General features: G+C 71.8%; 26 protein-coding genes. 12 read left to right on the top strand and 14 right to left on the bottom strand.

All coding sequences use genetic code 11. The annotated features are described in order from the left end of the window. Positions 1–16: 16 nt before the first annotated feature. The 5 genes from ABD268_RS21695 to ABD268_RS21675 form a co-directional block, all read right to left on the bottom strand. A complete protein-coding gene (locus ABD268_RS21695) occupies positions 17–355 on the bottom strand; it encodes a DUF190 domain-containing protein (protein WP_344157663.1) in 339 nt (112 codons plus the stop codon). Between the two features lie 21 nt (positions 356–376). Continuing rightward, a complete protein-coding gene (gene crcB / locus ABD268_RS21690) occupies positions 377–745 on the bottom strand; it encodes a fluoride efflux transporter CrcB (protein WP_344157660.1) in 369 nt (122 codons plus the stop codon). Continuing rightward, the gene (locus ABD268_RS21685) at positions 745–1,323 is read right to left on the bottom strand and encodes a fluoride efflux transporter FluC (protein WP_344157657.1); all 579 of its coding nucleotides are present in this window, start codon (positions 1,321–1,323) and stop codon (positions 745–747) included. Before ABD268_RS21685 ends, crcB begins: the two co-directional genes overlap by 1 nt. 163 nt (positions 1,324–1,486) lie before the next feature. Then, positions 1,487–2,779 carry an ArsB/NhaD family transporter gene (locus tag ABD268_RS21680; RefSeq protein WP_344157652.1) on the bottom strand — a complete coding sequence of 431 codons (1,293 nt, stop codon included), beginning with the start codon at positions 2,777–2,779 and terminating at the stop codon, positions 1,487–1,489. Next, positions 2,776–3,243, bottom strand: coding sequence for a CBS domain-containing protein (locus tag ABD268_RS21675; protein WP_344157649.1), 468 nt, complete (start codon positions 3,241–3,243; stop codon positions 2,776–2,778). Before ABD268_RS21675 ends, ABD268_RS21680 begins: the two co-directional genes overlap by 4 nt. A gap of 136 nt (positions 3,244–3,379) precedes the next feature. On the opposite strand from ABD268_RS21675, the gene ABD268_RS21670 reads away from it, so the two are divergent. Both ABD268_RS21670 and ABD268_RS21665 read left to right on the top strand, forming a co-directional pair. Next, positions 3,380–4,948, top strand: coding sequence for a Na+/H+ antiporter (locus tag ABD268_RS21670; protein WP_344157646.1), 1,569 nt, complete (start codon positions 3,380–3,382; stop codon positions 4,946–4,948). A 226-nt stretch (positions 4,949–5,174) separates the two neighbouring features. Further along, positions 5,175–6,611 carry a nitric oxide synthase oxygenase gene (locus ABD268_RS21665; RefSeq protein ID WP_344157643.1) on the top strand — a complete coding sequence of 479 codons (1,437 nt, stop codon included), beginning with the start codon at positions 5,175–5,177 and terminating at the stop codon, positions 6,609–6,611. Positions 6,612–6,656: 45 nt separating this feature from the next. On the opposite strand, the gene ABD268_RS21660 is transcribed toward ABD268_RS21665, so the two are convergent. After that, entirely contained in the window at positions 6,657–7,172 is a 516-nt protein-coding gene (locus tag ABD268_RS21660; RefSeq protein ID WP_344157640.1) for a glycine cleavage system transcriptional repressor, read from the bottom strand. Positions 7,173–7,558: 386 nt separating this feature from the next. Here ABD268_RS21660 and ABD268_RS21655 point away from each other — a divergent pair, with 386 nt between their 5' ends. The 4 genes from ABD268_RS21655 (at position 7,559) to ABD268_RS21640 (ending at position 11,373) form a co-directional block, all read left to right on the top strand. Next, positions 7,559–7,858, top strand: a complete 300-nt coding sequence (locus tag ABD268_RS21655; RefSeq protein ID WP_344157637.1) for a hypothetical protein — start codon at positions 7,559–7,561, stop codon at positions 7,856–7,858. Next, on the top strand, positions 7,743–8,474 hold the full coding sequence (locus ABD268_RS21650) for a GH12 family glycosyl hydrolase domain-containing protein (RefSeq protein WP_344157634.1): 732 nt from the start codon (positions 7,743–7,745) through the stop codon (positions 8,472–8,474). The genes ABD268_RS21655 and ABD268_RS21650 overlap by 116 nt, the downstream gene beginning before the upstream one ends. Positions 8,475–8,782: 308 nt before the next feature. Continuing rightward, positions 8,783–10,942 carry an alpha-galactosidase gene (locus ABD268_RS21645; protein WP_344157631.1) on the top strand — a complete coding sequence of 720 codons (2,160 nt, stop codon included), beginning with the start codon at positions 8,783–8,785 and terminating at the stop codon, positions 10,940–10,942. Between the two features lie 53 nt (positions 10,943–10,995). After that, positions 10,996–11,373 (top strand): nuclear transport factor 2 family protein, encoded by a 378-nt coding sequence (locus ABD268_RS21640; protein WP_344157627.1) that lies wholly within the window; start codon positions 10,996–10,998, stop codon positions 11,371–11,373. A gap of 27 nt (positions 11,374–11,400) precedes the next feature. On the opposite strand, the gene ABD268_RS21635 is transcribed toward ABD268_RS21640, so the two are convergent. Beyond that, on the bottom strand, positions 11,401–12,081 hold the full coding sequence (locus ABD268_RS21635) for a hypothetical protein (RefSeq protein WP_344157624.1): 681 nt from the start codon (positions 12,079–12,081) through the stop codon (positions 11,401–11,403). Positions 12,082–12,253: 172 nt separating this feature from the next. On the opposite strand from ABD268_RS21635, the gene ABD268_RS21630 reads away from it, so the two are divergent. After that, positions 12,254–13,486 (top strand): YncE family protein, encoded by a 1,233-nt coding sequence (locus tag ABD268_RS21630; RefSeq protein WP_344157621.1) that lies wholly within the window; start codon positions 12,254–12,256, stop codon positions 13,484–13,486. Between the two features lie 10 nt (positions 13,487–13,496). Here the strand turns inward: ABD268_RS21630 and ABD268_RS21625 are convergent, their stop codons facing one another. Both ABD268_RS21625 and ABD268_RS21620 read right to left on the bottom strand, forming a co-directional pair. Further along, entirely contained in the window at positions 13,497–13,664 is a 168-nt protein-coding gene (locus ABD268_RS21625) for a hypothetical protein (RefSeq protein WP_344157618.1), read from the bottom strand. A gap of 1 nt (position 13,665) precedes the next feature. Then, positions 13,666–14,136 (bottom strand): DUF6325 family protein, encoded by a 471-nt coding sequence (locus ABD268_RS21620; RefSeq protein WP_344157615.1) that lies wholly within the window; start codon positions 14,134–14,136, stop codon positions 13,666–13,668. 209 nt (positions 14,137–14,345) lie between these two features. Between ABD268_RS21620 and ABD268_RS21615 the strand changes: the two genes are divergently transcribed. Beyond that, positions 14,346–15,662 (top strand): cation:proton antiporter domain-containing protein, encoded by a 1,317-nt coding sequence (locus ABD268_RS21615; RefSeq protein WP_344157612.1) that lies wholly within the window; start codon positions 14,346–14,348, stop codon positions 15,660–15,662. Between the two features lie 7 nt (positions 15,663–15,669). Beyond that, positions 15,670–15,960, top strand: coding sequence for a hypothetical protein (locus ABD268_RS21610; protein WP_344157609.1), 291 nt, complete (start codon positions 15,670–15,672; stop codon positions 15,958–15,960). A gap of 42 nt (positions 15,961–16,002) precedes the next feature. On the opposite strand, the gene ABD268_RS21605 is transcribed toward ABD268_RS21610, so the two are convergent. Continuing rightward, entirely contained in the window at positions 16,003–16,923 is a 921-nt protein-coding gene (locus ABD268_RS21605; RefSeq protein WP_344157606.1) for an MEDS domain-containing protein, read from the bottom strand. Positions 16,924–17,127: 204 nt separating this feature from the next. Between ABD268_RS21605 and ABD268_RS21600 the strand changes: the two genes are divergently transcribed. After that, positions 17,128–17,457 (top strand): hypothetical protein, encoded by a 330-nt coding sequence (locus tag ABD268_RS21600; protein ID WP_344157602.1) that lies wholly within the window; start codon positions 17,128–17,130, stop codon positions 17,455–17,457. A gap of 25 nt (positions 17,458–17,482) precedes the next feature. Here the strand turns inward: ABD268_RS21600 and ABD268_RS21595 are convergent, their stop codons facing one another. Continuing rightward, on the bottom strand, positions 17,483–18,454 hold the full coding sequence (locus ABD268_RS21595) for an aldo/keto reductase (protein ID WP_344157599.1): 972 nt from the start codon (positions 18,452–18,454) through the stop codon (positions 17,483–17,485). 86 nt (positions 18,455–18,540) lie between these two features. On the opposite strand from ABD268_RS21595, the gene ABD268_RS21590 reads away from it, so the two are divergent. Further along, positions 18,541–18,762: a DUF3099 domain-containing protein gene (locus ABD268_RS21590; protein ID WP_344157596.1), complete on the top strand. Its 222-nt coding sequence runs from the start codon at positions 18,541–18,543 to the stop codon at positions 18,760–18,762. Between the two features lie 26 nt (positions 18,763–18,788). Here the strand turns inward: ABD268_RS21590 and ABD268_RS21585 are convergent, their stop codons facing one another. From ABD268_RS21585 to ABD268_RS21575, 3 genes are all read right to left on the bottom strand, one after another. After that, complete coding sequence (locus tag ABD268_RS21585) at positions 18,789–19,004, bottom strand: hypothetical protein (RefSeq protein ID WP_344157593.1); 216 nt, start codon at positions 19,002–19,004, stop codon at positions 18,789–18,791. 80 nt (positions 19,005–19,084) lie between these two features. Next, on the bottom strand, positions 19,085–22,300 hold the full coding sequence (locus tag ABD268_RS21580) for a response regulator (RefSeq protein WP_344157590.1): 3,216 nt from the start codon (positions 22,298–22,300) through the stop codon (positions 19,085–19,087). 45 nt (positions 22,301–22,345) lie between these two features. Then, on the bottom strand, positions 22,346–23,776 hold the full coding sequence (locus ABD268_RS21575; protein ID WP_344157587.1) for a serine/threonine-protein kinase: 1,431 nt from the start codon (positions 23,774–23,776) through the stop codon (positions 22,346–22,348). A 137-nt stretch (positions 23,777–23,913) separates the two neighbouring features. Between ABD268_RS21575 and tyrS the strand changes: the two genes are divergently transcribed. Continuing rightward, a complete protein-coding gene (gene tyrS / locus ABD268_RS21570; protein WP_344157584.1) occupies positions 23,914–25,185 on the top strand; it encodes a tyrosine--tRNA ligase in 1,272 nt (423 codons plus the stop codon). Positions 25,186–25,357: the final 172 nt, after the last annotated feature.

Raw genomic sequence — 25,357 nt, 5'->3', positions numbered from 1 at the left:
GACGAAGGGTGCTGGTTCAGGTCCGGCTGGCGTACCTGACGACCTCGACGGGGTCGAGGAACACGAGTCCCTCGGTCACCAGCTCGTCGAGCTGGGGGAGGAAGTCCCGGATGCGCTGCTCTGCGTCGACGATCACGATGGAGCAGGGCAGGTCGTCACTCAGGTCCAGGATGCGGGAGGTGTGGATCATCTCGGACCTGCCGAACCCCTCGATGCCGTGGAACACGCTCGCGCCGGCGAGCCCCTGCTCGTGGGCCCGGTGCACGATCTCGGTGTACAGGGGACGGTGGTGCCAGCGGTCGTTGGCCTTGACGAAGATCGTCAGGCGCAGGGCCGGTCCGGACTGCAGTTCCATCGGCTGTTCCTCGGTTCGGGGTCAGAGGGCCGAGCCGATGGCCAGCCCGATCAGGGCTGCTGCCAGGCCCGCCACCAGCGAGATCACGACGTTGAGTGTGGCGTAGAGGCGAGCTCCGGTCTCGTAGAGCCGGAACGTCTCGTAGCTGAAGGTGCTGTACGTGGTCAGCGCCCCGCAGAAGCCGGTGCCGACGCCGAGCACGACCGCCTCCGGGACCCGGTGTGCGTCGGCCACGCCGGTGAGCAGGCCGAGGATCAGGCAACCGGCCACGTTGGCTGTCATGGTCCCCCACGGCACCACGGTGTCGTGCCTAGCCTGGATCGCGCGGTCGGTCAGGTAGCGCGCGGGGGCGCCGACCGCGGCGCCGAGACAGAGGAAGAGGAACGCCATCAGCGTCCCCTCCTCGCGCCGGCTCGGGATCGACGGGCCGCCCGGCGCAGCAGGACCAGCACGGTGCGTCCGAGGAAGATGCCCAGCATCACCGCGACCAGGGCGCCCGCAACGGTCCCGAAGAGGTACACCAGCGCCAGGGCGGGCTCACGGGCGTCCGTGAGGTCGGTCGTCTGGACGGCGTACGTCGAGAAGGTGGTGAACCCGCCCAGCACGCCCACCCCGACGAAGGGCCGCAGCAGCGGGTGGCCGGCGCCGAGCTCGACGACGTAGACCATCAGGAGGCCGATCAGGGCGCAGCCGCCGAGGTTGGTCATGAAGGTCGCCCAGGGGATCTCGCCCGCCTGCACCGGCCAGGCGAGCTCGAGGCCGTGTCGCGCCGACGCGCCGAGCATGCCGCCGACCGCGATGGTGGGGAGCACCCACCGGTGCGCCGTCCACTCCCGACGCTGCCGGGGTTCCCTGAGATCGGCGTCCGGGTCGACCGGCCCGTGCCCCGGCTCGACCGGCCGCCGTCCGAGCGGCCCGGCATCGGGGGACACGTGCGTCGAGCCGGTGGCCGGCAGTTCGTCGGGCATGGTCTCCCACCTGTGTGACATCGCGTCTCATCGTCAGGCAGGGACTGTTGGCAGCGACGCTGCGGTTGTCGGCGAGCCCCACCGCCATCGGTCCAGAAGCCTACCGAACCGGCGGCCCCCGGGCGCCCGAGACTCCCGAGCCTCCGGACAGGCCGGCCCGGTGTCAGGCGAGGGCGAAGTAGCGCAGGGCGACGTAGCCCCAGGCGATGAGGATCGTCGTGGACGCGACCACGAGGCCGTACTTCGTGAAGGTCCAGAAGCTGATCGGGTGGCCGTAGCGGGCCGCGATCCCGAGCACGACGACGTTCGCGCTCGCGCCGACGGCGGTGGCGTTCCCGCCGAGGTCGGCCCCCAGCGCCAGGGCCCACCAGGCGGCGTCGGCGCCCTCGGCGCCGTGGCCTGCCTGCACCAGGTCGTGGACCAGGGGCGCCATGGTGGCGACGTAGGGGATGTTGTCGATGAGCCCCGACAGCGCCCCGGACGCTCCGATCAGCACCGTGGAGGCCAGGAAGTAGCGCCCGTCCACCGCGTCCGTGGCGCTGCGTGCCAGGGAGTGCACGACGCCGACCTCGACGAGTGCGCCGACCATCACGAACAGGCCCATGAAGAAGACGAGGGTCGACCACTCCACGTCGGCCAGGCAGTCCTCGATGTCGACCTTGGAGATGGCCACCAGGGCGCCGGCGCCCAGCAGGGCGATCATGGACGGCTCGATGTCCAGGAGAGAGTGGCTGACGAAGCCGACGAGGACGGCGGTCAGGACCACGCCGGACTTGACCAGCAGCGGACCGTCCTTGATTGCCTCGCGCTCGTCGAGTGCCATGAGCGCGGCGACCGACTCCGGGTGGTATGTGAACGCGGAGCGGAACATCACCCGGCACATGCCGATGAAGACGAGCACGAGCAGCACGATCACGGGTCCGAGGTTGACCAGGAAGTCGTTGAACGTGAGGTCGGACTTCGACGCGATGATGATGTTCGGTGGGTCGCCGATGAGCGTGGCGGTGCCGCCGATGTTGGAGGCCATCGCCTCCGCGATCAGGAACGGGATCGGCGGTGCCTGGATCTGCTCGCACACCAGCAGGGTGACGGGTGCGACGAGCAGCACCGTGGTCACGTTGTCGAGCAGCGCGGACGCGACGGCGGTGAGCAGGATGAGCATGACCATGACCAGGAACGGTCGGCCGCGGGCCCGCTTGGCCGACCAGATCGCGACGTACTCGAAGACGCCCGTCTGGCGCAGCACGCCGACGATCACCATCATGCCGAGCAGCAGGAAGATGACGTTCCAGTCCACCCCGGTGCGGTCGCTGAAGAACGCCACCTGGGCGTTGACCACGCCGATGAGGACCATCGCGGCAGCGCCGCCGAGCGCGGCTGCGACGCGGTGGATGCGTTCGGTCGCGATCAGGACGTACGCACCGACGAAGATGACGAGGACGAGGACTGTGGTCATCCGGCGGACGGCTCCCCCGGGAAGAGCACCTCGAACAGGCGGCTGAGGGTCACCGCGCCGAGCAGCTGTCCGGACTCGTCGACCACGGCCACGATCGGGCTGCGCATCTGCACCATGACCGCAGCGACCTCCAGGGTCGTCGCGTCGGGGTCCACCACCGGAAGCTCGTCGCGGTCCTGACGCGTGGGCAGCAGGTCCTTCACGGACTTGTCGGAGAGCTTGGTCATGAGCTCGTCGGAACTGCGCTCGTCGTACACCCGGGCCAGGGCCGGGTCGTCCTGGATGTAGGCAGGGAGCAGGAATCGGAGCACCTGCGAGCCGGGGAGCACCGTGTGCGGGCGACCGTCGTCGTCACACACGATCAGCCCCGGGTGGCGTTGGTCGCCCATGGCCCGCGCCGCGGTCAGCGCATCGGTGGTGAGGCTGACGACCGGGAACTGCTCGGCGAGCTCGCGTGCGCGCATCGTGGTCTCCTTCCGTCCGTACCGCCGCACAGCCTTTCAGAAGGCCGCGACGGCTCATGTTGCCCCCCATCTGCCACTCTGGTGACTGGCCGGGCCGGGTGTGGTCCGGCCCGCCGAAGACGAAAGCGAGGGGTGCATGGACGACCTCGCCCTCGTCGGGGCCCTCGTGGTCGGTGTCGTCGCACTGACGCCGGCGGCGGACCGGCTCCGGGTGCCGCAGCCCGTCCTCCTGACGATCTTCGGGCTGGCGCTGGCGCTGGTGCCGATGTCGCCCGAGCTGCGCCTGAACCCCGATCTCATCCTCCCCGTCGTCCTGCCGCCGCTGCTGTTCGCCGCGACCCAGCGGACGACGGCCCGGGAGTTCCGGGACAACGCTGGGGCGGTCTTCTTCCTGGCGGTGGGCCTGACGCTGGCCTCGATGGTGGCCGCCGCCCTCGTCGCCCATGCGTACGGCCTGTCCTGGTGGCCGGCCCTGGTCCTCGGTGCCATGGTCTCGCCGCCGGACCCGGTGGCCGCCACGGCCGTGGCCCGACGGCTGCGTCTTCCCCATCGGCTGGTGACCATCCTCGAGGGGGAGGGGATGTTCAACGACGCCACGGCCCTCGTGGCCTTCCAGGTGACGGTCGCAGCCGTGGTGTCCGGCGACGTGTCCGGGACGGGCATCGGCAGCGAGCTCGTGCTCGCCCTGGCGGCCGGAACCCTGATCGGCGTCGTGCTCGGCTTCCTGACGAAGGGCGTGCTCACGGTCGTGCACGATGCCTACGCCGAGACGACCCTGACCGTGCTCGTGCCGTTCCTCGCCTACCTCGGGGCCGAACGGCTGCACGGTTCGGGGGTGCTCGCGGTCCTCGCCCTCGGCCTGTACCTGCGGAGCTTCGGTCACGCCGCCACCACCTCGCAGGGATGGCTGCTGGGGCGGGCGGTCTGGTCCTACGCGGACTTCCTGATCACCAGCCTGGTCTTCGCGATCCTGGGCTTCGAGCTGGTGAAGGTGATCGGCTCCACGACCGTGACCCGACACGCCCTCGTGCTGGGCGCGCTGGTCGTGACGTCCCTGGTGGCGGTTCGCGCCTCCTGGGTCTTCTCCAGTGCCTGGCTGGCGCGCCGCCGGGCCCGACGCCGCGACGTTCCCTGGCCCGCCGGGTGGCGCGAGTCCGCCGTCGTCTCGTGGGCGGGCATGCGAGGGGTCGTCACCGTTGCCGTGGCCCTGGCGTTGCCGGAGACCGTCGACAGCGGGGCCACCTTTCCCTTCCGCGACCAGATCGTGGTGGTGGCGCTGCTGACCGTCCTCGTGACACTGGTGCTGCAGGGACTGACCCTCGCGCCACTCACCTCCCGGCTGGGGGTGGGGCGTCAGGATGACGACGCGCGCGAGGTCGCCGCGCTGCGAAGGCGCGCCGCGCAAGCCGCGCTGGACCACCTGCACGCGGATCTCCTCGAGGGCGTTGCCGACGAGGTGGCCCGGGCGGCCACGCTCCAGTACGAGGGCTATCTGTCGGCACAGGACGCGATGGAAGGGGTCCGCCGTGGCGGGACCGACGACGGTCGCGAGACAGGGGACCAGCTGCGCGAGGTGCTTCGGCGGGCCACCGACGTGGAACGTGCTCTGGTTCTCGAGGCGCGCCGCAGGGGACAGGTGAGTCCGGCGACTGCGGACGAGGTCCTCCGTGACATCGAGGGCAGGGTCATGCGCGACTTCGGATGAGCGGTTTGCCCGGCCGCACGAGGTGCCGCGAATGAGACCAAGTTGTCTAGACCTGCGGTTCGGGTGGTGCGGGGCCGGGGATCAGGTCCCGCGAGGGAGTGGGATGAATACGCATCACCAGAACATCGACCGTGCACGTACCGAACCGGCCGACGGCGGCTCCGCGCCTGGTGGCCGACAACCCGTCCACCTGCCAGGGCTGGTCGGGCTCAGCGTCCTCGGGCTGATGCCCGGCACACCTGGCCTCGGCGACCCCGGGTGGGTCGCGCGCGCTGCGCCACTGACGCAGGGCGCGGTCTGGTTGACCGTGGCCGTGCTGTGCCTCGGCGTCCTGGTCGGCCTCCGGGAGATGGTCGCGTTCCAGGCGGCCGGGCGCCGGGTCCGGGACGGCGGCAGACGTTGGGGCATCGCCCGCTGGCCGGGCCGGGGCACCCAGCGGACGCAACGGGCGCCGCGCGAGGCCGCGCCCGCCACCGGGTGTCCGGTCGCGCACCGGCCGCACCCCGAGGTGCGCCCCCGATCCGGTGGCGCGGCGGGCTCCACCGAGGTGGATCGGGCCGAGGCCGAGGAGTTCCTCCGGATGTTCCACGCCGAGAACCCCGTGGCCGGGCCGGTCGAGCCGCGGATCGACGCGGTGATGCGCGAGATCGACGCGACCGGGACCTACTGGCACACCCCGGAGGAGCTGGCCTTCGGCGCGCGTGCCGCGTGGCGCAACAACGCGCGCTGCATCGGCCGGCTGTACTGGCGAAGCCTGCAGGTGCGCGACCTGCGGACGGTCTCGGATGCTGCCGGCGTCGCCGACCACTGCTTCGAGCACCTGGGTGCGGCGTTCAACGGCGGGAAGCTGCGTCCGATGATCAGCGTGTTCGCGCCGGACACACCGACCCGCCGTGCCCCCAGGATCTGGAACGAGCAGCTCATCCGGTACGCCGGTTACGAGCAGCCCGACGGGAGCGTGCTCGGCGACCCCCGCTACTGCGCGTTCACGCGCGAGATGATGCTCCGGGGGTGGCGCCCACCCCTGCCGCGAGGCGCCTTCGACGTGCTCCCGCTGGTCGTGGAGACGTCCGAGGAGGGACCGCAGATGTTCCCACTCCCGCACGACAAGGTGCAGGAGGTCCAGCTCGAGCACCCCGAGCTGGCCTGGTTCGCCGACCTGGGCATGCGCTGGCACGCAGTGCCGGTCATCAGCAACAGCCAGCTGGTCATCGGCGGCGTCTCCTACCCGGCGGCGCCGTTCAACGGCTGGTACATGGGCACCGAGATCGGGGCCCGGAACTTCGGCGACGGCGACCGCTACGACCTGGTGCCCGTGGTGGCCGAGCGGATGGGACTGGACACGACGGACGAGGCGTCGCTGTGGCGGGACCGGGCACTGGTCGAGATCAACCGGGCGGTGCTGCACTCGTTCCGGACGAGCGGTGTCTCCATCACCGACCACCACACCGAGTCCAGTCGGTTCCTCACGCACCTGGAGAGGGAGGAGCGGGCGGGTCGCCGTTGCCCGACCGACTGGAGCTGGATCGTGCCGCCCATGTCCGGATCGCAGACCCCGGTCTTCCACCGCTACTACGACACCGAGGACCAGCGGCCGAACTTCGTCACCGACGACGGAGCCACGCGGCGGGCGCTCCAGGGCGGGCCGCCCGCCTTCGGGTAGGTCAGGCCGCCGGGGCGTAGTCCCCCGCGCGCCGGACAGGAGGGCTCATCCCCTCGACAGGCTGATGTCGACCATCAGCTCGTCGGCGAGTCCCTCCAGCACCGACCGCAGCGCCTCGGTGCTCGTCGCCGGTGGCGCGTGGAGCACCGCGCTGGCCTCGAAGAGCGTCCCGCCGGCCATCGGGGCGTCGCGCACGTCGGTCCTGAGCTCCTCGATGCTCACCCCACGGGCTGCGAGGGAGGCAGAGATCTCGGCCACGATGCCGGGGCGGTCGGCCCCGAGCAGCTCGAGCTCGAGCCGCAGCGACTCGCGCTCGACGGGCTCGTCGGTCCGCTCCAGCGCCACCTGCAGACCCTCGGCCTCCAGTGCCGTGAGGTCGGCGACCAGCGCATCGTGCCGGTCGTCGTCGACGGTCACGAGCACGATGCCGGCGAACTTGCCCGCCAGGCGGGACATCTGGCTGCGCTCCCAGCTCGCGCCGTGCGCGTTGATCGGAGCGGAGATGGCAGACACGAGGCCTGGCCGGTCATCGCCGATGACCGTGAGGATGAAGGTGGCCATCCACGCAGGCTACGAGACCTACCGCCCAGAAGTCTCGACCCTGATCGGTCCTGCACCGGCGGGCTGTCGTCACGGATCTCGGCGCCGGCTCCCCCAAGTGGGGTACAGACACCCCCTCGGCGTCCCTCGACTTGGGTAGCGTCACCCGGCGGCAGCCTGGTCACGGGTCCGGTTCTCGGACGCATCCACGACGGAGTCGCCGCGTCACTGTCATCCCCTGGACAGGAAGAAACACTCACCATGAAGCACTTCCGCATGCTCTTCGCCGTTGCGCTGGGTTGTCTGGCCCTGGTCGTGGTGGGCGTCGCCCACGCGAACACGGGCGTCGGACACGGCAAGGCGAAACGTCCCTCGGACTTCTGCACCCGGCACCCCCACGCGCCGAAGTGCAACCCGACCCCCGCCACCGCGTCGTCGAGTCCGACCAGTACGTCGAGTCCGACCGCGTCGTCGAGCCCGACCGCGTCGTCGAGCCCGACCGCGTCGTCGAGCCCGACCGCGACGTCGAGTCCCACCGCATCGTCGAGCCCGACCGCATCGTCGAGCCCGACCGCACCGTCGAGCCCGAGCGTGTCGTCGACGGCGACCAGCTCGCCCACCGCGACCGCGACGCCGTCGTCCGGCACCTGCCAGGACACCGACGCGAAGTACATCTGGAACGACTGGCAGAGCGGCCCGGTCGGTGACTACTTCGCCGACGCCGACTGGTGGGCCACCAACGGGTACACGTTCGCGCAGAAGACGGTGATCTGCGACTACAACTCGTGGTACGTGCAGGCCACGGCCGACAACTCCAAGGGCGACGGCGCCGTCAAGTCGTACCCGAACGTCCACCGCGACTACCACGACTGGGGCACCGGCAAGGAGCCGGCGATCTCGTCGTTCAACACGATGACCTCGCGGTTCGCCCACACCAGTCCCGGAGTCGGGATCTACGACGTCGCCTACGACATCTGGCTCAACGGCGTCGCCGACGCGGGTTCCACCGAGGTCATGATCTGGACCGACAACCACAACCAGGTCCCGTCCGGGTCGAAGATCGGACAGGTCACGCTGTCGGGTCACACGTGGGACGTGTGGTCCAGCGGCTCCAACCACTACATCGCGTTCGTCCCGGTGAACGGCGCCTCGATCACCAGCGGCACCCTCGACCTGCTCGGGTTCTTCAAGTACCTCATCTCGAGCGGTCGTCTCCCGGCCGGCAGCACCGTCGGTCAGGTGGACTACGGCGTCGAGGTCGTCTCGACGGACGGCAAGCCCGCCCGCTGGGACTTCACCGACTTCGATGTCACCTCGTCCTGAGGTGCCGGCAACGCATCAGCACGCGGCGCGTGTGAACGCCCGGACAGCCCGGTGGGGGACTGCCGACGGGGCGCCGGAGGCGGGGGAGGAGCGCTCGAGGTGACGAGTCGTCGTCGACGCCGTGGATGCGTCGCGGGCCGGCCGGCGAAGGTGCGCGACGGACCGGGCGGACGACGTAGGTGACAAAAGCCGGAATCATGTCGAGAGTGGCTTCCGGCGGCGGGACGGGTCCCGCTCACCACCGGCCCTCGGCGCGCCGCCGACTCGCCACCCGACAGCTCGCCTCCGACCCCCCCCGGGAGACTCCCGTGACCGCTGAGTCCCAGACCCGGCCGCTCCACTTGCGTGCGGCCGGGGTGTCCGTCGTGCTCGCGCACACCGGCGAGGGCGGCCCCTGGGTGGTGCACTGGGGCCGCGACCTCGGCGACCTCGGCGACGAGGACCTCGACATGCTGGTGCTCGCGGCGGAACGCCAGCTGACCCCCAACACCGTGGACGAGCTGCGCCCGGTCGGGCTGCTCCCCGAGCACGCGTCCGGGTGGCCGGGCACCCCCGGCCTGCTGGGCTGGCGGGCAGCGGAGGGTGGCGCCTGGTCGCCCGCTCTGGCGGTCCGGCACGTGGAGGCGGGCCGCTCCGACGGCCAGGTTGCCGCGGGCGCGGTGTACTCCCTGGCCGACGAGGCGGCCGGGCTCGCGGTGACTGTGGAGGTGGAGCTGTTCGAGAGCGGACTGCTCCGCTGCCGGGCCACGGTCCGCAACGTCGCCCGTTCGGCGTACCACCTCGACGCGCTGGAGCCGGCCCTGCCGGTGCCCACCCGAGCCGCGGAGGTGTTGGACTTCACCGGGAGGCACACCCGCGAGCGCAGCCCGCAGCGCCGGCCTCTCCAAGTCGGCAGTCACGTGCGCGAGGGACGACGCGGACGCACGGGCACCGACGCCACGACGCTGACGGTGCTGGGGGAGCCGGGCTTCGGGTTCCGGGCGGGCGAGGTGTGGGCCACCCACGTCGCCTGGTCGGGCAACCACCGCGCCCGGGTCGAGCGGGTGCCCACGGGTGTCACCCTGGTGGGCGGGGGCGAGCTGCTGCTGCCGGGCGAGGTGACCCTCGAGCAGGGGGAGAGCTACACCTCGCCCTGGCTCTACGGGTCGTACGCCGTGGGGCTCGACGCCGCTTCCCAGCGCATCCACGCCCACCTCCGGGGACGCCCGCAGCACCCTGCGCGCCCACGCCCCGTCACCCTCAACACGTGGGAGGCGGTCTACTTCGACCACGACCTGGAGGTGCTGGTCGACCTGGCGGAGCGTGCCGCCGCCATCGGGGTCGAGCGGTTCGTGCTGGACGACGGCTGGTTCCGCGGCCGACGTGACGACCGCGCCGGCCTCGGCGACTGGTGGGTCGACGAGAAGGTGTGGCCCGACGGCCTGCACCCGCTGGTCGACCGGGTCCGCGCGCTCGGCATGGAGTTCGGGCTGTGGGTGGAGCCGGAGATGGTGAACCTCGACTCCGACCTCGCCCGCGAGCACCCCGAGTGGGTGCTCGGCACCGGCGGCCGCACCCCCATCCCGTCGCGGAACCAGCAGGTCCTCGACCTCGGCAACACCGACGCGTTCGCGCACGTGCTGGAACGGCTCGACGCGCTCCTGGCCGAGCACGACATCGCCTACCTGAAGTGGGACCACAACCGGGATCTCGTGGACTCCGGCAGCGGGCTGACCGGGGCGCCGTCGGTGCATCGTCAGACGGTCGCGTTCTACGCACTCGTCGACGAGCTCAAGCGACGCCATCCCGAGGTCGAGATCGAGTCGTGCTCGTCGGGCGGCGGTCGGATCGACCTCGAGGTACTCGAGCGCACCGACCGGGTCTGGACCTCCGACTGCATCGACCCGCTGGAGCGGCAGTCGATCCAGCGGTGGACCGGGTTGCTCGTGCCGCCGGAGATGCAGGGCTCGCACGTCGGCGCCCCCCACTCCCACACCACCGGCCGCACGCACGACCTGCCGTTCCGGGCGGGGACCGCCCTCTTCGGTCACCTCGGCATCGAGTGGGACCTGCGCGAGGCGACGCCCGAGCAGGCCGCCGAGCTCGCCGGCTGGGTGCGGCTGCACCAGCGGCTGCGGCCGCTGCTCGCGACGGGCACCACCGTGCGGGCGGACCACCCGGACCCCGCCACCTGGCTGCACGGGGTGGTCTCGCCCGAGCGGGACCACGCCGTCTTCGCCGCGGTGGCCATGGCCACGCCGGTCACCTGGCCACCCGGCGCCGTGCCCCTGCCCGGCCTCGACGACGACACGACGTACGACGTGCGCCCGCTGCCGCCGGGCGACGTGGTCGCGGGCCCGGAGTACTCGCCGCTGCCGTGGTGGTCGACCGGGCTCCGGCTGCCCGGACGGGTGCTGTCCACGGTCGGCGTCCAGCTGCCGGCGCTCAACCCCGAGCAGCTGGTGCTGCTCGAGGTGACGCGGGTCTGAGCAGGCTCCCGCCGAACGGGTCCACGGGCCAGGTGCGGTGTCATGATGATCGTGTGCCCGCAGCCGATGCCGAAGTCCTCACCCGACTCCTCGCTGCCTTCAACGCCCATGACCTGGACCTGATCATGAGCTTCTTCGCCGACGACTGCGTTCTGGAGACACCGCGGGGCGAGCACCCGTGGGGGACCCGTTTCGAGGGGCCGGCGGCGGTTCGCGAGGGGCTGGCGCAGCGCTTCCGCGGCCTGCCGGACGTGCACTATGCCGAGGACGAGCACTGGGTGTGCGGCGACCACGCAGTGTCGCGGTGGCTGCTGACCGGCACCACGAACGACGGCGAGCAGGTGCGGGTGCGAGGTTGCGACCTCTTCGACCTGGACGAGGACGGACGCGTCCGGCGCAAGGATTCCTACTGGAAGATCGTCCAGGCGTAGCCGCGGCGGCCGACCTCGAGCCCGGGCTCAGCAGCTGCCGGCGACGGCGGCGCGCCTGCGCACCTCCGTGAAGGTGTCGAGCTGCCGGACCCCCCGCCGCCAGCTCCGCAGCCACATCCGGGTCGCCTGCTCCGGGGTGATCTGGCCTGAACGCAGCATCTCCATCGCCATGATGTGGTGCTTCCACGTGTCGAGCGCGACGGTGCCGGCGCCGATCGCGCGGTCCCGTGCACGCACCCCCGCCACACAGCTGGAGAGGTCCCTCGAGCCGCCGTCTGCACGGGAGCCGGTGGAGCCGCCCGGGCACCCGGGCGCCGCGTCGGCGTAGGTGCCGTCCGCCTTCTCGAACCTGGCCACCCGCTCCGCGGCTCCCTTCCGGGTGCGGTTCCAGAAGTCCTGCGCCTGGGCCAGCGTGATCTCACCGGCCACCAGCTGGTTCATGGCGTCGACGTGGACCCGCCACTGCGCCAGCGAGCTGCCGGCAGCGGCCAGCACCCCGGACTGGGCCCGCCACACCGCCCGGCACGTGGCCAGCTCGGCGTCGACGGCGGTGGAGGAGCTGGCGGAGCGACTGACCTCCGCGGTCCCACCGGTGTCGCGGAAGCGGTTGAACCATGCGAGGCCGAGCGCGAGCGACAGCGCGACGAGGACCGCGACGACACCTGCCGCATAGTGGTGCGGCCTGACCTTCGTGTGGCGACCGTGCATGACGTTCCTCTGCTGCCCGGCCGGCCCGGCGACCCGGCCGGCGACTCAACGCTACGCCCGCCGGCTCGGCCGCGCAGCAGGTGAGCTCAGGACCCGACCGCTGAGTCTTCGCCCGGCCCCGATACCGAAACTTGCGGAGGGCCGCGGGACAGCCGCGCGGCATGATCGAGTGATGGCCATCTCCCGACGGTGGACGAGCCTGGCGGCGACGCCGCTGGTGCTCCTGCTGGCGGTCACCGGCTGCAGCCCCTCGGGATCCTCGTCGCCCGAACCGGCACCGGGAGCGCCCGCCGCGACCTCCGCGGGCCACGGCGCCCCGCGCGCCGAGGGCTCGACGACGGGCACCTCGCGCGTCCCGCGCCGGTTCCGGCACCTGCTTCCCGGGATGCCACCGGTGATCGACCGCGACGTCTACGCCCGGACCGGGCCCGCGGACCTGTCCCAGCGCGTACGCCGGCAGCCGGCACTCGTGTACGTCCCCGACTCCATGCCCGGCGGCAGCTCGGTGACCGTGATCTCGCAGCGAACGCGACGCGTGGTGCGCACGCTCCCGGTGGGGCTGCTGTCGCAGCACGTGGTGCCGTCCTACGACCTGCGGCACCTCTACACGAACTCCAGCGTCTCGAACGAGCTCGTCGAGATCGACCCGCGGACCGGCCGGGTGGCCGCTCACCTGCCGGTGCCGCGCCCGTACAACCTCTACTTCACCCCGGACGGACGCCAGGCGGTGGTGATGGTCGAGGAGCACGACGTCATCCGCTTCTCCGACCCGGAGACGTTCCACCGGCGCGACGACCTCCGCGTCCCCGCCTGCCGGGGGCCCAACCACGCCGACTTCTCCGCCAACGGCAGGTTCATGGTCATCTCGTGCGAGTTCTCCGGCGCGCTGGTGAAGGTGAGCACCCTGGGGCACCGGGTGCTCGGCGTCCTGCACCTGGGGCCGACGAGCATGCCCCAGGACGTCCGGCTCTCCCCGGACGGCGGGACGTTCTACGTGGCGGACATGGGGACCGACGAGGTCCGGCTGGTCCGCGGATCCCGGTTCCGCCAGGTCGCCCGGATCGCCACCCCGAGCGACCCGCACGGCCTCTACCCGAGCCGCGACGGCCGTCGCCTCTACGTCTCCGACCGGGGCGCCGGCAGGGTGTCGGTCGTGTCGTTCAGGAGCCGCAGGATCGTGGACACGTGGACCATCCCCGGCGGCGGCAGCCCGGACATGGGGGGAGTGTCCGCGAACGGCAAGGTCCTGTGGCTCTCCGGCCGCTACGACAGCGAGGTATACGCCTTCGACACCTCAACCGGCCGGTTGCTCGCCCGGATCCCGGTCCCGGGCAGCCCGCACGGCCTCAGCGTGTGGCCACAGCCGGGGCGCTACTCACTGGGGCACACCGGGAACATGCGCTGACCTCCGCCGGTCAGCGCCGCCGGTCCCGGCGGTCGTCCCGGCGGTCGTCGCGCCGGTCGGTGCGGCGTGACACCCCGTGCGCGACCACCGCCGCGGTGCCCACGGTGGCGGCGGTCCTCGCCACGGGTGCCGGTCCGATGACGCCTCCGCGTCGTGCCCGTCGTGCTGCCAACGGCATGTCAGTCTCCTTCTTCCTCGTCTGCCTCGATCGCTGCCAGGAGCGCCTGCACCGGGATCCGTCCGCTCGCAGCCAGCTGCCCGCCGGCACGGCGTACGGCTGACGCGAACGGGGCGGCCCAGGAGTTCTCCCACACCAGGAGCGCGGCGGTGCTGCCCGGCTCGACCGCCTCGGCCACCGCCTCGACGTCCTCCTCGCTGAGCAGTGTGGCCACCGCGGTCTCGTAGGCCCTCAGGCTGCCGACCTCGCTCTCGTCGAGCTCACCGATCTCGAAGAACTCCAGGCGCCCGTCCACGTCCTTGCGGATGATGAGCAGGTCGAGCACGCGGACGATGCCGTGCTCCACGAGCTCCGCGAGGGCAGGGGCAATCTCGCCCTTGAACCTGCTGCCCGGGAACTCCACCACGATCCAGTCGACCGGCCCGAGCTCGTCGAGGGGTCGTGCGGTCTCCGGGGTCATCTGGTCGGTCATGCCAACGTCTCCTGTTCCGTTGATCTCGTTCCCCGAGGTCGTGCGAACCCGTCCAGCCTTCGCGCCCCCGACCCGGTAGCGCCTCCCACGCTGCGGATGACTGGGGGTCGGGGTCCGCGTTCGCGGTGCACCTCATCCGTCGAGGGGGAGCCGGATCCGCCGGGGGAGCCGCACACTCGGGACCAGCCCAACGGCCCCGGGAGTCCGTCATGGAGGTGTCTGCCGTCCTCGTGGTCGGGACGGCCATCTTCTTGTGGGGGGTCTTCTCCGCCCGGCTGACGCGGTCCGACCTGACCGCCCCGATCGTGTTCGTGGGGGTCGGGGCCCTGCTCGCCGGGCTCGACCTCGTCGACGCGCCGACGGCTCCGGAGACGCTACGACCCCTGGTCGAGCTGACGCTCGTGTGGGTCCTCTTCTCCGACGCAGCCCGAGTGCCGGTCCAGGACCTGCGCGTCGACCTCGGTCGATGCGTTCGCCTGCTGGCGGTTGCCCTGCCCCTGACCGTGCTGGCCGGATGGGGGGTGGCGGCCTGGCTCTTCCCCGGGCTCGACGTCGGGCTCGCCCTGCTGGTGGGGGCGGCTCTGGCGCCCACCGACGCGGCGCTCGGCGTTCCCGTGGTCACCAACCCGGTGGTGCCCGCGGGAGTCCGTCGACTGCTCACGGTGGAGAGCGGGCTCAACGACGGCATCGCCACACCTGTCGTCATGCTCGCCCTCGCACTGGCCGCGTCCGCGGAGGACGTCGAGGGTGCGACGGGCCTGGTCCAGGCACTGGCGGGGCTGGCCCTCGGCGCGGTCGTCGGTGGAGCCGTGGGCGCGGCAGGGGGATGGCTGCTGAGGCGGGCCCGACGGCGCGGGTGGGTCACGGAGGACCTGGCCGGCATCGCCGTCCTCGCCCTCGCGATCGTCGCCTACGCCGCCGCGGTCACGCTGGACGCGAACGGGTTCGTGGCCGCCTTCTGCGGTGGCATCGCCTTCGGGGCCCTGGCCGGCCGACGAGGACCCGCGGAGCTGGTCTTCCTGGATCAGGCCGGCGGCCTGGCATCCCTGCTGGTGTGGCTGGCCTTCGGTGCCGTCGCCGGGCCGATCATGCTCGAGCGCATCGACCTGACCACGGTGCTGTACGCCGTGCTCAGTCTGACCGTCGTACGGATGGTGCCCGTCGCGCTCGCCATGATCGACGCGGGGATGGACCGCGGCACGGTGCTCTTCGTCGGCTGGTTCGGTCCGCGCGGGCTCGCCTCCCTGGTGTTCGCCCTGCTCGCCCTCGAGGAGCTGGGACCGGCCGTGGACGAGGCAGTGACCGTCATCGGGGTGACGGTGTTCCTCAGCGTCCTCGCCCATGGGTTCAGTGCGGCTCCACTTGCCGGGTGGTACGGCCGTGCCCGGGAGAGCGGCACCCGAGGCGACGACGCGCGGATCCGGACCAGGATCCGGTTTGGGCGCGCCGCGGACCGGGTAGACCCCGGGTACGGGGACGGAACGAGCAACGAGGAGTCCCGAGGTGGCGGCGAACACCCCACGTGAAGAGCCGATGGCAGCGATCTTCGCTGCCCTCAACCCCTATACCTGGCGCAGCTTCTCCCCGGAGCTGCTGGCTCGTCGTGTCATCGCCGCCATCGACCGCCGGGACCTGTCCGAGCTGTTGTCCACCGTCCCCGGCGCTGCCGTCGGGACCTGGGACGACGTGCCCGAGCCGGCGGCCCCCAACGACCCCCGGGTGACGCTCGTGGTCGAGTCGCTCAGGCCGATCCCGTGGACGGAGCTGAGCCTGCACACCCTCGGTCGTCACCTGCTCGCGGCTCTCCACGACGCCCGCCGGTAGGCCAGGCGAAGGGCCGCGCCAGATCCGCGACCTCGTCGCAGCCTAGGCCGTGGACGGGAACTCCGCCCAGACCACCTTGCCACCCGGCAGGTGTCCGTGGCCCCATCGCTCCGTCAGGGCCTCGACGATCATGATGCCGCGCCCGGACACGTCCTCGTGGGCGGCCTGCCGCTGCTCGGCCGTACCGGGGCCGGCGTCCTCGACGGCGATGCGGACGACCCCCTCCGACCGCTCGATGGACGCGTGGAAGGGGGAGTCGGCGTGGCTGATCGCATTGGTCGCGATCTCCGAGCTCACCGTGACGGCGTCGGCGACCAGGGCCTCCTCACCCCACGCACGCAGGGTGCCGCTGACGAACCGCCGCAGCGCCGGCACCGCCTTCGGGACCGGGAGGAACGCCCACGAGGTGTGCTGGACGTCCGGGTCGCCGGCGGCCTGGCCGGCGGCGTGGTAGCTCGTCGGGGCCTTCACCTCGGAGTGGAGGGCGCAGACCCGACCGACGTCCGCCAGGCTGACCTGGTCCAGGACCGCGTGGGGGTAGGCGCAGAGCAGGGCGAACGATCGCTGCCTGGCGAGCTCGTTCCAGAAGCCCTCGAGCGCCAGGGCGGCGGCGATGTTGCCCTCGTCCCACAGCACGGCCACCATCTCGCCGAAGACCCGGACCCTGGCATCGACGCCCTGGACGTCGTCGAGGAGACCGCCGACCGTGGCCCTGAAGGCCGAGGCGTCGGGCATCCCCTCGACCATGAGCTCCGCCAGCGTCTCCTCGGCGTCGAGGGTCACGAACCTGCCCCGGGACCGCAGTCCCTGCGGGTCGAAGCCGAGCTCGACCAGCGCAGCGTCCAGCAGCGGCCGATGCTCGGCGGTGGCGACCACGAGGACCGGCTCACCGGCGCCGAATCCGGCCGCGACGAAGGAAGCCACCACGGCGATCGCGTCCTGATCGCCGTCGTAGAAGCTCACCGCATGATCGTCCGGTGCAACGGTTTCCCGTCCGTACAGCACATCTCGACGCTACGCGCGGGCCCGCGCGAATGTCGTCACCCAAAGGGCACCTCTTACCCAAAAAGGCGCATGCCCGTTTGACCCATTCGGGCCGTTGACCCGTGACCTTGGTCCCTGTCTAGTGGTTGTCGACCCGGTCACCATGCTTGACAGGGAGGCCTGATGAGCAACCAGAAGACGTCCGTCGGGGTGGCCTGCGCCCGCCGCCCGGACATCTCGGCCCGCGGCACCGGAGCGGTCCACGGAGTGGTGGACCTGCACCGGCAGCTGCTGGAGACCGCCTTCGACCTGTCCGTGGAGTACGACACGCTGCCGGCCGGGTCGGTGCTGCGCTGTTTCGCGCGCGCCGTCCACCTGGCCCGGTTGAAGGGTGTCGAGGGTGCCCTGCTTCCCGAGGAGGCCCGCCGGATCGCCGAGTCCAGTCTCCGCAGCCGGGCAGCCAAGAGCACCCGCAGGGCCCGCACCGCCCGCGTGCTGCCCGCCACCGCCTGACCCGGGCACCGGGGGAGCGGCTCCCTCAGCGGTGCCCCGCGATCGCGTGCGGCACGTAGCCGGAGCCCAGCTCCTCGACCTCGTCCTCCCCGAGCTCGAGGTCCGCCGCCGCGACGGCGTCCCGGAGGTGGTGGGGCTTGGTCACGCCGACGATCGGCGAGGTCACGACCGGCTGGGCGAGCAGCCAGGCCAGGGCGACCTGGGCCCGCGGCACCCCACGCCGTGAGGCCACCGCACCGACCGTGTCCACGATCGGCTTGTCCTCGTCGCGGTAGAGCGAGGACCCGAACTCGTCGGTCTCCGTGCGTGCGGTCGTGGCGTCCCACTCCCGGGTCAGTCGGCCGCGCGCCAGCGGGCTCCAGGGGATGACCCCGACGCCCTGGTCCGCGCAGAGCGGCAGCATCTCGCGCTCCTCCTCGCGGTAGAGCAGGTTGTAGTGGTTCTGCATCGAGACGAACTGCGTCCAGCCGTTGAGCTCAGCGGTGTGCTGCGCCTTGGCGAACTGCCAGGCGTACATCGACGAGGCCCCCAGATAGCGCGCCTTGCCCGCGCGTACGACGTCGTGCAGCGCCTCCATCGTCTCCTCGATCGGCGTGTGCGGGTCCCAGCGGTGGATCTGGTAGAGGTCGACGTAGTCGGTGCCGAGCCGGGTCAGGCTCGCGTCGATCTCCTGCATGATCGCCTTGCGGGACAGGCCGGCCCCGTTCGGCCCGGGCCGCATCCGTCCGTGGACCTTCGTGGCGAGCACGACCTCCTCCCGGGCGGCGAAGTCCCGCACGGCCCGGCCGGTGATCTCCTCGCTGCTGCCGCCGGAGTACACGTTGGCCGTGTCGAGGACGTTGATGCCGGCCTCGAGCGCGTCCTTGATGATCGACCGGCCCGCGTCCTCGTCCAGCACCCAGGGATGCCCACCGCGGGACGGGTCTCCCCAGCTCATGCAACCGAGCGTGACCACCGAGACCTCGAGTCCGGTGTTGCCGAGCCTGCGGTAGCGCATCTGTGTCTCCCTCGGGTCGTGGAAGGGCCACTGCCGATCGTCGCACCCTGCGCAGCTCCCGCGGCCGGCGGCGTACCGTCGAGGACGTGCAACGAGCCAGCCGCCGCCGCGCCTACTTCGCGCTGATGGGCAGTTGCGTGGTGCTCATCGTGCTGGCCTGGAACGTTGTCCGGCTCTGGTCCACGACCGCAGCCGTCGTGATGAGCGTCGTGGCCGCGCTCCTCCCGCCCGTGGCGGTGCTCGTCGGCAACCTCGGTGCCCTCGACTCGTCCGACCCCGAGAGGTCGGACGAGTCGCGCCGAGGCTGACCGGTCACGAGGACACCGGGCAGCGGTCAGTTCGAGGGCTGGGGCACCTTGACCTTCACGTTGCAGTCGACCTTGGGGTTGACGCCCATGTAGTTGAGCGGACCCGCGACGACCGTCAGGGCGGTGTCACCGGTGCTCTTGCAGCTGACGTCCTTCTCGTCGCCGAAGTAACCACGCTGGTAGGCCGCGAGCGCGCCGATCACCAGCCAGACGATGACGATGAGGCCGAGCAAGCTCTTCATGGACGACTCCTTGTGCGCGGGGATGCGTGTCGAGGCACTTCCTACCCCTCATCCGGGTCGCCCAATCCCCAGCGCGTGCCTCAGACCGGTGTGCCGGTCCCGGAGTACGACGCCTGGTAGGCGAGCAGCGCGGCACGCCCCTGGACCAGGGCAACCTCGAGCGGGTCGAGGAGCCCGCTGGCGTCGACGGTCGACCCGTTCCCGGTGGCGAGCTCGATCTGCTGGGCGATCCTCCCGGCGGCGGTCACGCCCAGGTTGAGGGCACCACCGGCGAGCTTGTGGGAGACCTGCCTGAGGGTCTCGACGTCGCCCGTCTCGCACGCCTGACGGATCGTGGTGAGCGTGGTGGGCGTGTTCGTCACGAAGTTGCCGATGGCCCGGTCGAGGTACGTCGTGTCTCCCGGGTCGAGGTCGCGCAGCTCGTCGAGACGCCGGCGGTCCAGGTCCTCGTCGGGCACCTCGCTGCGACCACCCGGCTCGCCCACGCGTTCCTCCACCTCGGCCGCGTCCGACAGCCACCGCTCGAGCACGGCCCGGAGTGCGGCGTGGTCGACCGGCTTGGTCAGGAAGTCGTCCATGCCCGCCGCCAGGCAGCGGTCCCGCTCACCCTCGACGGCAGCGGCGGTCATCGCGATCACCGGGATCCGGTGGCCCGTCTCCTCGCGGGCACGGATCTGGCGGGTCGCGGCGTAGCCGTCCATGCGCGGCATCTGCACGTCCATCAGGACCGCGTCGTAGCTGCCCCGCGCCATCGCCTCGAGGGCGGAGATGCCGTCGTCCGCGGTCTCTGCCTCGTAGCCGAGGGACTCGAGCATCCCGGTGGCCACCATCTGGTTGACCGGGTTGTCCTCGACGACCAGCACGCGGTACCGCGCACGGCTCCTGCCGGTCTCCGCACGCTCGTCGGACGGCCGCGGCGCCGCCCCGGCGAGGTGGTGCAGCAGGGCGTCCCGCAGCACGCTGCCCAGCACCGGCTTGGAGAGCAGGTCCACGATCCGGGCGGCCCGGACGCGGTCGGGGTCGGGCACGGTCCGCGAGGTGAGCATCAGCAGCACCACGTCGTCGTACGCCGGGTCGCGGCGCAGCTCTTCGGCGAGGTCGAGGCCGTCGCGGCGGGGCATCACCAGGTCGAGCAGGACGCCCTCGAACGGATCGCCCTCCTCGGTGGCGGCCGCTACCGCAGCGAGCGCCTCGTCGGCACCGGCCACGACCTCGGGCCGGACCTGCCACCAGCGAAGCTGCTCCTCGAGGACCAACCGGTTGTGCTCGTTGTCGTCGACGACCAGGACCCGGCGGCCCCGCAGCAGGGTGCGGGCGTACTCGTCCTCGAGGTCGAGCCGGGCGCCGGACGGCGCCTCGAGACAGGCGGTGAACCAGAAGATGCTGCCGCCGGCGGGGTTGGGCTCCAGCCCGATCTCCCCGCCGAGCGCCTCCACGATCTCGCGGGAGATGGCGAGCCCGAGCCCGGTGCCGCCGTACATCCGGGTGGTCGAGGCGTCGGCCTGGGTGAACGGGTCGAAGAGTCCCGGCGCGTCGGTCTCGCGGATGCCGACACCCGTGTCGGAGACCTCGACCCGGAGCTGCGTGCGGCCGTCCGGCGCCGCCTCCGCGGTCGCCCGCACCAGCACCTCGCCGTGCTCGGTGAACTTCACGGCGTTCGAGCCGAGGTTGGTCAGCACCTGCGCCAGCCGCGTGGGGTCGCCACGAAGCACCTCCGGGACGTTCGGGTGGCAGGACACCATCAGCTCCAGCCCCTTGGCCCGGGCCGACTCTGCGAGCAGGCTCGCCACCTGGTCGAACACCGGACGGACCTCGAAGTCGAGCTGCTCGAGCTGGAGCTTGCCCGCCTCGATCTTGGAGAAGTCCAGGACGTCGTTGATGACGCCGAGCAGCGCCCGGCTGGCGACCTGGACACCGGACGCCAGTCGCACCTGCCCGGCGTCGAGCCGAGTTCGCAGCAGCAGGTCGTTGAGGCCGATGACCCCGTTGAGCGGCGTACGGATCTCGTGGCTCATCGTGGCGAGGAACTCCGACTTCTGCCGGGAGGCCTCCATGGCCGCATCGCGGGCGGTCGCCAGCTGGCGCTCGGCGCGCTCGCGCTCGGCGACGCGGCCCAGCTGCACGGCCACCTGCTCCGCCATGGCCGTGATCATGTCGTGGCGGTACAGCGGCGGGTCCGAGGTGATGGTGATGACCGCGCAGACCTCGTCGGCGAACGAGATGCAGAAGGCGATCGTGAGCCGGGCCTCGTCCCAGAGGGTCCGCCCCTCGCGGAAGGCACGGTTGGCCAGGTCCAGCTCCGTGCGGAACTTGTCCGGCTCCGCGGCGTCGGCCTCGCGGTCCTCGTCGAAGATGTAGAGGGGTACGACGCCGTGCCCGTCCGCCGCGGGCACGAACGCCCGGCCCCGCCGCCAGTCGTCGTGCAGCAGCACCAGCGCCTGCGCCTGGCTCAGGACGTCCTCCAGGGTCCGCGCCTCGTTCGCGGCGGTGGCGACCGCCTGCATCAGCGCGTTCTGCGAGACCGAGTCCTCCAGCGCCATCTCGGCGAGCTTGGTCTCGGTGACGTCCTGATGGGTGCCGCTCATGCGCACCACGCGGCCGCCGTTGTCGCGGTGCGTCCTGCCCCGGCCGCGGGTCCAGACCCACCCACCGTCGGACGCCTGCACCCGGGCGACGAACACGAACTCCTCGTCGTCCCGCAGGGCCGACTGGACGGCGTCGTCGACCAGCGCCCGGTCGTCCGGGTGCACGATGTCGAGGAAGTCGGCGTACGTGGCCGGGAAGTCGCCGGGATCGAGCCCGTAGAGGGCGTAGAGCCCCTCGGAGCCGGAGATCTCGTCGTGCTCGAGGTCCCACTCCCAGCTCCCGATGCGCGCGATCCGCTGGGCCTCGGCGAGCCGCTGCTGGCTGCCGGTCAGGCTCTCCAGCACCGAGCGGCGGTCGGAGAAGTCGGCGAGCCGGTGCACGATGCCGGTGATGCGGCCGTCGGGGCCGCGCAGCGCGCTCTCGCGGACGAGCACCCACAGCGCGGAACCGTCCCGGCGCACGAACTGGCACTCGACGTCGCCGGCGTTGAGCTGCCCGCGGCGCACCTGCTCGAGGTGCGCGGCGAACTGCCCGCGGCCCTCGTCGTCGAGGGAGTCGAAGACGGTGAGGTCGAGCAGCTCGGAGGCGCCGGTCCCGAACATGCGCGCGAGCGCGGCGTTCGCGTACAGGGTGCGACCCTCGAGGTCGAACACCCAGATCCCGTCGGGAGACGTCTCGACGATGTCCCGATACAGCGCGCCCAGCTCCATGCAGTCCTCCCGGCCCCACGATAGGGGGCCGCGGCCCGCTTCGGGTCAGGCCTCGCCGTCGATCCGGTAGTCGCCGTCCTGGTAGACCAGCTGGAGGGTGACGTCGTCCTGGGCGGTGCTGCCGTCCGTCCGGGTGTACTCCACGCTGTAGCCGATGGTGAGGGTGCCGGGGTCCGCGGTCGAGATCGAGGTGACGTTCGCGCTGCGGATGGTGTCCCAGAAGCCCCGGTAGCCGTCGATCCCGCCGCTGGCTGTCTGGAAGCTCGGCGTGAGCATGGCGAAGGCTGCCTGGGGATCGGTGGTGACCGTGGCGAGGTAGTCCCGGATGAAGGTCTCCATGCCGTCCGCGGTCGGCCGGTCGGGTTGCTGCGCCGTGGACGAGGCGCCGCCACTCGGGTTGTCGGCCGAGGACTTCGCGGCCGGGTCCTTCGGGTCGTCGCCGCCGCCCAGCACGGTCCACCCGACCGCGCCGAGCACCAGCAGCAGGGCGAGTCCGGCCACCCACGGCACCCAGGCGCCGCGGCGACGCCGGGTCGCGGCCGGCGACGGTGTCGGCGCCGGGGAGACCGGAGCGGCCGGCGCGGCCGTGGTGCCGTACGTCGTGTCGGCCGTGGGGATGGGGGCGGAGAGCACCTGGGTGCCGGTCGGGTCCGCAGCCCCGGCCGTGGCGGCGGGCTGCGCGCCGGCACCGGCCGGGCCCGACTGCAGGAAGTCACGGACGCGGGCCATCGACCACCGGTCGGCCGGCTCCCGGGTCATGGTCGCCGCCAGCACCGGGGCCAGCCACCCGGCGTCCTCGAGGCGTGGCGGGTCCTCGTGCACGATCCGGTAGAGCGCGCCCATCAGGTTCTGGCCCACGTCGTACGGCGGCCGCCCCGCGAGGGCGTGGTAGAGCGTCGCGCCCAGGGACCACACGTCGCTGGCGTCGGTGGCGGGCCCGCCGGCCGCGACCTCGGGGGCCAGGTAGGCGGGGGAGCCGGTGACCAGCCCGGTCTGGGTGAGGGAGGCGTCCGCCTCCGCACGCGCGATCCCGAAGTCGGACAGCTTCACCTGGCCGTGGCGGGTCACCAGGATGTTCGACGGCTTCACGTCGCGGTGCACGATGCCGGCGGCGTGCGCCGCGGCGAGCGCGTCGGCGGCCTGGACGAGCAGGGGTGCCGCCTGGTCGGGCGACAGCGCACCGTCGTCCCTGACCAGCTGCGCGAGGGTGACGTTCTCGACGTACTCCATGACGAGCCACTGCCGCTCGTCCTCGGTGACCAGGTCGAAGACCGCGACGACGTGGGGATGGTTGAGCCGGGCGGCCAGGCGGGCCTCCCGCTCGGCCCGCGCCAGGTCGGGGCCACTCGCGCCCGGCGCCATGCCGATCCGCTTGAGGGCGACCGCACGGCCGAGCACCTCGTCACGGCCGAGCCAGACCGCGCCCATGCCGCCTCGACCGATCTCCCGGTCGAGGGTGTACCTGCCTGCGATCAACGTAGGACCCCTCCCATTGCCGCGCCCCAGACTAGCGACGGGGCGGCCCGAACCGTCCGGCGACCAAACCGGGTGGGCGGCGGCGCGGGGGATGGGGCAGGCTTGACCCGACAGCACCGGACGCGGAAGGCCCCAGCGTGACCCTCGACCCCTCACTCCTCGACGACCTGCAGTGGCGCGGCCTGATCGCCCACTCCACGGATCTCGACGCCCTGCGCGAGGCCTTCGGGAGCGGGAGCGTGCGGTTCTACGTGGGCTTCGACCCCACCGCGCCGAGCCTCCACATGGGCAACCTGCTGCAGATCCTGACCGCGCGGCGGCTCCAGCTCGCGGGCCACACGCCGTACGCCCTCGTCGGCGGGGCGACCGGCATGATCGGGGACCCCCGCGACTCCGGCGAGCGGACCCTGAACTCGCTCGACACCGTCAAGGACTGGGTGGAGCGGGTACGCCGCCAGATCGAGCCGTTCCTCTCCTTCGAGGGCGGCAACGCCGCGACCATGGTCAACAACTACGACTGGACCGCCAGCCTGTCGACGATCGACTTCCTGCGCGAGATCGGCAAGCACTTCCCGGTGAACCGGATGCTTGCCCGCGAGACGGTGAAGCGTCGTCTGGAGTCCGGGATCAGCTACACCGAGTTCAGCTACGTGCTGCTGCAGTCGATGGACTACCTCAACCTCTACCGCGACCACGGCGTCACGCTGCAGTTCGGCGGCAGCGACCAGTGGGGCAACATCACCGGCGGCGTGGAGCTGGTCCGCCGCACGGACGGTGGCCACGTGCACGGCTTCGCCACGCCGCTGATCACCAAGGCCGACGGGAGCAAGTACGGCAAGACCGAGGGCGGCGCGCTCTGGCTCGACCCGGAGATGATGTCGCCCTACGCCTTCTACCAGTTCTGGCTCAACGTCGAGGACGAGAAGGTGGGGGAGCTGCTGCGCGTCTTCACGTTCCTCTCCCGCCCCGAGATCGAGGAGCTCGAGTCGCAGCACGCCGAGAAGCCCTTCCTGCGAGCCGGCCAGAAGGCGCTCGCCGAGCACGTGACCACGCTGGTGCACGGTGCCGAGGAGACCGAACGGATCAAGGCCGCCTCCGCGGCACTGTTCGGTGGCGGTGACCTGACCGGGCTGAGCCCGGACACCGTGGGTGCGGCGCTGCGCGAGGCCGGCGTCACCACGGTCGACGCCTCCGACGGGCTGCCCGGCGTGGTCGACCTGCTCGTGGAGACGGGCCTCGCCAAGAGCAAGGGCGAGGCTCGACGCACGATCGGGGAGGGCGGCGCCTACCTCAACAACCAGCGCGTCGTGGACCCCGAGGCGGTCGTGACCGGCGACGACCTGATCGCCGGTTCCTGGCTGGTGCTCCGTCGCGGGAAGAAGAGCTTCGCAGGCGTCGAGGTCCGCTGACCCGAGCTGTGGTCGGGGTCACGCGGCTCCGATTTGATCCCGGGCGGCCGGTTCTCTAATGTTCTCCGGGTCGCCAGGGAGCGGCGGGCTGCAAGATCGGTTGATCGGGTGGCCGGCCCCCGGTGGCCACTTCCTCATTGTCACTCTTTTCCGGGTGGATGGGTGCGCGCCC

The sequence above is a fragment of the Nocardioides koreensis genome (assembly GCF_039531775.1).
Lineage (GTDB): Bacteria > Actinomycetota > Actinomycetes > Propionibacteriales > Nocardioidaceae > Nocardioides > Nocardioides koreensis.
This window is presented reverse-complemented; position numbering and strand designations above follow the sequence as displayed.